7 protein-coding genes are annotated in these 6,111 nt (G+C 69.6%); 4 read left to right on the forward strand and 3 right to left on the reverse strand.

Annotation, left to right across the window (positions count from 1 at the left end):
- The 4 genes from NN2_RS35290 to NN2_RS35305 all read left to right on the forward strand — a co-directional run.
- Nucleotides 1-544: AMP-binding enzyme (locus tag NN2_RS35290; RefSeq protein WP_156511569.1), on the forward strand; the 544-nt coding region annotated here is incomplete at its 5' end.
- 209 nt (nucleotides 545-753) lie between these two features.
- Nucleotides 754-1,965: a Na+/H+ antiporter NhaA gene (gene nhaA, locus NN2_RS35295; protein WP_063019590.1), complete on the forward strand. Its 1,212-nt coding sequence runs from the start codon at nucleotides 754-756 to the stop codon at nucleotides 1,963-1,965.
- Nucleotides 1,966-2,004: 39 nt separating this feature from the next.
- Nucleotides 2,005-2,496 carry a phage holin family protein gene (locus tag NN2_RS35300; protein WP_030518808.1) on the forward strand — a complete coding sequence of 164 codons (492 nt, stop codon included), beginning with the start codon at nucleotides 2,005-2,007 and terminating at the stop codon, nucleotides 2,494-2,496.
- A 21-nt stretch (nucleotides 2,497-2,517) separates the two neighbouring features.
- Complete coding sequence (locus NN2_RS35305) at nucleotides 2,518-3,489, forward strand: alpha/beta fold hydrolase (protein ID WP_063019582.1); 972 nt, start codon at nucleotides 2,518-2,520, stop codon at nucleotides 3,487-3,489.
- A 163-nt stretch (nucleotides 3,490-3,652) separates the two neighbouring features.
- Here the strand turns inward: NN2_RS35305 and NN2_RS35310 are convergent, their stop codons facing one another.
- From NN2_RS35310 to NN2_RS35320, 3 genes are all read right to left on the reverse strand, one after another.
- Nucleotides 3,653-4,846 carry a MarP family serine protease gene (locus tag NN2_RS35310; protein WP_063019584.1) on the reverse strand — a complete coding sequence of 398 codons (1,194 nt, stop codon included), beginning with the start codon at nucleotides 4,844-4,846 and terminating at the stop codon, nucleotides 3,653-3,655.
- Nucleotides 4,843-5,592, reverse strand: coding sequence for an NUDIX hydrolase (locus NN2_RS35315; protein WP_063019586.1), 750 nt, complete (start codon nucleotides 5,590-5,592; stop codon nucleotides 4,843-4,845). Before NN2_RS35315 ends, NN2_RS35310 begins: the two co-directional genes overlap by 4 nt.
- Nucleotides 5,593-5,649: 57 nt before the next feature.
- The coding region (locus NN2_RS35320; protein WP_063019588.1) for a TlpA family protein disulfide reductase at nucleotides 5,650-6,111 on the reverse strand (462 nt) is incomplete at its 5' end.

The raw sequence follows: 6,111 nt of genomic DNA on the forward strand, positions 1-6,111 counted from the left end.
TCAGCCGTGGCCGTCGATGCTGCGCGGCATCTGGGGCGACGACGAGCGCTACAAGGCCACCTACTGGGAACGCTTCGCCGCCCAGGGCTGGTACTTCGCCGGCGACGGCGCCAAGATCGACGCCGACGGCGCCCTGTGGGTCCTCGGCCGCGTCGACGACGTCATGAACGTCTCCGGCCACCGCATCTCCACCGCCGAAGTCGAATCCGCCCTCGTCGGACACCACAGCGTCGCCGAAGCCGCGGTCGTCGGCGCCAGCGACGCCACCACCGGACAGGGCATCGTCGCCTTCGTCATCCTCACCGGCGGCTCGAACAACTCCGGACAGCAACTCGTCGACGAGCTCAAGGCCGAAGTCTCCCGCGAGATCAGCCCGATCGCCCGCCCCCGCGAAATCCACATCGTTCCCGAACTGCCCAAGACCCGCTCGGGCAAGATCATGCGCCGCCTGCTGCGCGATGTGGCCGAGGGCCGCGAACTCGGCGACACCTCCACCCTGGTCGACCCCAACGTGTTCGAAGCCATCCGCGCCTCCAACGCCTGATCGACCGGCTTTTCGAGCCCACGTCCGGTACCGCACCGGGCGTGGGCTCCGCCGTTCGCCGCCGCGAAGCCTGAAGGCGGCCGTAAACAGCCACGCCTGTACCGGTAAAATTTTGTCAAGGAGTGCCGGGAAGTCTGGTCGGCGTGTGGTTGGTGAGCCCGTTGCGGGAGTGCCCGCCGCAGTCGCCGTCCGCTCCCGAAAGGATCTCCGTGATCGTCGCGCTGCGCTCCGAGCTCGCTCGTTATCTCCGCACTGAAACCGTCGGCGGCGCATTGCTGCTCGCCGCGGCGGCGGTAGCGCTGCTGTGGGCCAATTCGCCCTGGCGCGACGGCTATTTCGCGATGGTGGACACCACTCTCGCGATCCCACCGTTACATCTGGACCTCACCCTGGGCGACTGGACCAAGGACGGTCTGCTCGCGGTGTTCTTCTTCGTCGCGGGGCTCGAACTCAAGCGCGAACTCGTCGTCGGTGAGCTGGCGGACCGGAAACGGGCCACGCTCCCGGTGGTGGCCGCGATGGGCGGCGTGATCACCCCGGCGGTGATCGCCTTCGTCATCGGCTGGGGCGTGCCGGGGATGGATCGCGGCTGGGCGATTCCGGTCGCGACCGATATCGCCTTCGCGCTCGCGGTGCTGGCCATGACCGGCTCACGAATTCCGGCCGGGGCGAGGGTGTTTCTGCTCAGCCTGGCCGTCGTCGACGATCTGATGGCGATCGTGATGATCGCGGTGCTGTTCACCACCACGGTGGTGCTGATCTGGCTGGTGGCCGCCGCCGCCTGCTTCGTGGGCTGGGCGCTGGCGCAGCGGCTGCGTATCCGCACCCCGCTGGTGTACGTGCCGCTGGCGCTGCTGTCGTGGTATGCCCTGCACGAGGCGGGGATTCATCCCACGCTGGCAGGGGTGATCTGCGGGCTGCTGACCCGGGTGCGCCCGGATCCGGAGGAGGACGAGGCGCCGGCCGCCCGGCTCGAGCATCTGTTCCAGCCGATCTCCGCCGGCGTGTGCGTACCGCTGTTCGCGCTGTTCGCCTCCGGAGTGCCGTTGTCCGCCAGCGTTTTCGGCGAGCTGTTCACCTCCCGGCTGTCGTTGGCGATCATCGCCGGACTGCTGGTCGGCAAGACCGTGGGCATCTTCGGCTCGAGCTGGCTGGCGATCCGGTTCGGAATCGCCGCTCGGCCCGTGGGTCTCGGCAATCGGGATATGTCGGCCCTGTCGGTACTGGGCGCGATCGGTTTCACCGTTAGCCTCTTGGTGGCAGAACTCGCGTTGCCCGACCGGGCCGCGACCGAACTGGCGAAAGCCGCCGTGTTGATGACGTCCTTGGCGGCCTCTCTGCTCGGTTCGGCGCTACTGTTGCGGCGTGGGCGGGCGCATCAGGCGCGGCGAGACGCGAGTGCGGCCACCGAATACGAGTGAAGGCCGGACAGCACCGGGACATGGAGAAGGGTCGAGCAATTGAGCTTCACAAACGGCGGTAACGACGCGGGCCGAAACCGGACCATCACCTCGATTCCGCTGTCCGAGGTCGATACCACCGCGAATGCCAGCGTCGGGGATCTGGTGCGCGACGCCGCGGAGCAGATGTCGACCCTGGTCCGCGCCGAGGTGGAGCTGGCAAAGGCCGAGGTGACCGGCGAGATCAAGAAGGGCCTGCAGGGCAGCGTCTTCTTCATCGGCGCCCTGACGGTGCTGCTGTTCTCGTCGTTCTTCTTTTTCTTCTTCCTCGCCGAACTGCTGGATGTGTGGCTGTACCGGTGGGCGGCGTTCCTGATCGTCTTCGCGCTGATGATCGTGGTGGTGGCGGTGCTGGCGCTGCTCGGCTACCGGAAGGTCCGCAAACTGCGGGCGCCGGAGAAGACGATCGAATCGCTCAAGGAAACCCGGACGGTGCTGCCGCACGGCTTCGGATCGCACGCCGACGGCCCGGCCGCCAAGCCGACGGCATAGTCCGGCTATTACGCTTTCGGCGTGTCGTCGAATCCGCATCCCGATCCGTCCAGCGTCCGCTTCGACGGCCCGTGGACGCATCGCGACGTGCACGCCAACGGCATCCGATTCCACATCGCCGAGGGCGGCCCCGACGATGCGGTGGGCGATCCCGCGCGGCCGCTGGTCGTCCTCCTGCACGGCTTCGGCGATTTCTGGTGGTCGTGGCGGCATCAGCTGACCGGGCTCACCCAGGCCGGCTACCGCGCGGTCGCGGTCGATCTGCGCGGGTACGGCGATTCCGACAAACCGCCGCGCGGCTACGACGGCTGGACGCTGGCCGGTGATATCGCCGGCCTGGTGCGAGCGCTCGGGCACACCGACGCGACCCTGGTCGGCCATGCCGAGGGCGGACTCGTGTGCTGGGCGACCGCGGTTCTGCACCCCCGGGTGGTGCGCTCGATCGCGCTGATCGCCTCACCGCATCCGGTGGCGCTGAAACGTGCCGTGCTGCGCGATCGTCGCCAGCGCGCGGCCTATCTGCCGAATTTCCTGCGGTATCAGCTGCCGCGGTACGGCGAGCGCCGGCTCACCCGCCAGGACGGATTCGAAATCGAACGTCTCGTGCGCGAGCGGGTGCGGCCGCAGTGGGCGGGCACCTCCGAATTCGTCGACACCGCCCAGCGCATGCGCTCGGCGATCCGCATACCCGGTGCGGCGCACTGCGCCCTGGAATATCAGCGCTGGGCCTTCCGTAGTCAGTGGCGTCCCGACGGCCGCCGCTTCCTGTCGGCGATGCGGGAACCCGTCCGCGTGCCGACGCTGATCCTGCGCGGCGACGCCGACCACTACATGCTCGAATCGACCGTGCGCGGCGCGGGCAAGCTCTCACCGGATCGCCGGGTGGTCACGATCCCGCAGGCCGGGCACTTCGCCCACCAGGAGAATCCGGACGCCGTCACCGCGGAACTGTCGAAACTGCTGGGTGATCCGGCGACCGCGCAGTACGTCTAGCGCACGGCAGGCCCCGTCCACGCAGTACCGCTAGCGCACGGGAGGCCTCGGTCCGCGCAGTACCGCTAGGGCACGGCAGGCCCCTGGACGCGCAGGCCCTCGACACGTCCGCAGCGCCGGCGTCGGCGCCGCGGCTTCGCCCTGAAAGTGGGCCGGCAGCGGGTCAGCTCAGGACACAGTCACCGGTGCCGACGGGCGCGGTCGAATTCGACGCGGCCTGCAGATCGGATTCGACCTCTTTCAAGGTGAGCACGTAGCCGGTGTCGTCGTCGGTGACCGCCGCGCCGAAGACCACACCCAGCACCTCACCGTCGGTGTCGACCAGCGGGCCACCGGAATTGCCGGCGCGCACCCGGCCGCGCACGGTGTAGACCTGGCGTTCGACGGTGTTGCTCTTGTAGATGTCGGGACCGGTCAGCTCGAGCGTCTCGCGCACCCGGGCCGCACTGGCGGTGTAGGGGCCGCCGCCGGGGTAGCCGAGGACGATCGAGCTCTGCCCGGATTTTCCGGGCGACGGGGCGAGCGGGATCACCGGCGCGTTGAGTCCGGGAACGGCCAGAATGGCGACATCCTTGGCCGGGTCGAACAGCACCACCGTCGCGTCCAGGCGACCGCGCGCGGTGTCGACCTGCACGGTGGAGGTGCCCGCGACCACGTGCGCGTTGGTCATGATGCGCTCGGGCGCCACGACGAAGCCGGAACCTTCCAGCGCGCGCTGACAACTCGGCGCGACACCGTTCACCCGCAACACGCTGTGCTGGAGATTCAGCGCGACAGGCGTGTCGAGAACGCTCGCGTCCGGCGGCTCGACCGCCGCGATCGGCGCCCGGCCGAACGGGCCGATCACCTCCGGCAGTCCCGAGGTGTTGAGCAGTTTGGAGAATTCGTTCGGCACCCGGCGCAGCCAGTTCGGCGCAACCTGGTTCACGTCGGCGAGCACCCGGGAGCCGTTGACCGCGGCCGCGATACCCGGCTGGGACGACGATGCCAGCGGCAACGCCAGCAGCCAGGCGGTGACCATTACGGCCACACACTGCAGCGCCGCACCGACCACGCTGTCGATACTGCGAGTGAACGGGTGCCGCATACCGCTGCGCGCGGCGCGGCCCAGCACCATGCCCGCCACCTCGCCGACGATCACCAGCGCGACGATCAGCACGACGCCGACCAGGACGCGCTGACGCCCCTCGCTGATGTGCTGCAGGATGTGCGGCGCGATCAGGATGCCGGCGACCGCGCCGAGCACCACGCCGAGAAATCCGAGCGCCGAGGCCACCGCGCCCTGTCTCCACCCCGAGGTGGCAGCCAGCAGCGCGATGATCAAGACCGCGAGGTCGAGCCACCCGGAACTACTCATAACGTCATCCCCACTGCCGCGAGCGAGGCCTGCAGATCACGCACATCGTGGTGATCCCAGTCCCGCTCCCATCCCGATACCGCAAGCAGACCGGCGAGCACACCGGCGGTGAAACCCCAGACGAGCATGCCATCGACCGCGAACGCCGGTCCCATGTACCCCAGCGGATGACGAACGACGAACCGGTTCGCCGGGTCGATCAGATCCACCAGCGGCACCCGCACCACGCGGGCGGCCTCGGTTTCGCTGACCACCCGCACCTCACCGGGCGTGCGCCAGTACGCGACCACCGGCGTGACGTCGAACCGGGACGGCGGGACGAAGATCTTGGGCAGGATGGCGAACGGTTCCACGCCCACGGGGTCGAGACCGGTCTCCTCGCGCGCCTCGCGCAGCGCGGTGCCGACGGGACCGTCGTCACCCGGTTCCACCCCGCCGCCGGGAAAGGCGACCTGCCCGCGGTGCTGGCGCAGGGTGGCGGCGCGCTGGGTCAGCAACACGTCGGCGTCGGCCGGGAGACCGCCGCGGGTTCCGGCATCGGGCTCCGGCGAACCGCCGAACAGGACGAGGACGGCGGCCTCGCGGGGACGCAGAGCGGCCGCGGCCACCTTGCCCGCGGTGCGTTTGAGTACTTGATTCACGCCCGTCGGATCGGCCGGTTCGTGGTCGGCCACGCCGCGCAACCACCCCGGGATATCGGTGGCGAGCTGTTGCGGCCGGTCCTCAGCTGTCGAATTGTCGTTCATCTCGGATCTATCGGGCACGGACGAGGCCCTCCACGGTTGTGCGCACTGCCTGCCCGTTCACACCCGCACCCCCAATTCCTGCGCGACGGTGGCGGCGACGTCGTCGGCGGTGTCGAACGGCCGGACCACCACCTTCGCGATCGAACCGTCGGCGCGAACCAGTACCGAGACCGGCAGCACGGCCGGCGCTCGCACCGCCGTGCGCACCTTTCCGGCACCGTCCTGCATACCCGGCAGACGCACACCGAGGTCGCGCAACCGGGCCAGCGCCTTGCCCTCGTCGGGATCGCTGTGCACGGTCACGACGGTCAGCGCGCTACCCGCGCGTGCCGAGAATTGCTGCAGCGCGGGCAGTTCCCGGGCGCACGGCTCACACCAATACGCCCACAGATTCACCAGCGCCGGGCGCCCGGCCAGCGCCGCGCCGAGATCGACCGGACGGCCGTCGGCCAGACATTCGAGCGTGATTGCGGCCAGCGGACCGGCGGCCGGCGTGGGCGGCTGCGCGGCCGCGGCGCC

The organism is Nocardia nova NBRC 15556 (assembly GCF_001613005.1).
In the GTDB taxonomy this organism is placed as follows: Bacteria; Actinomycetota; Actinomycetes; order Mycobacteriales; family Mycobacteriaceae; genus Nocardia; species Nocardia nova.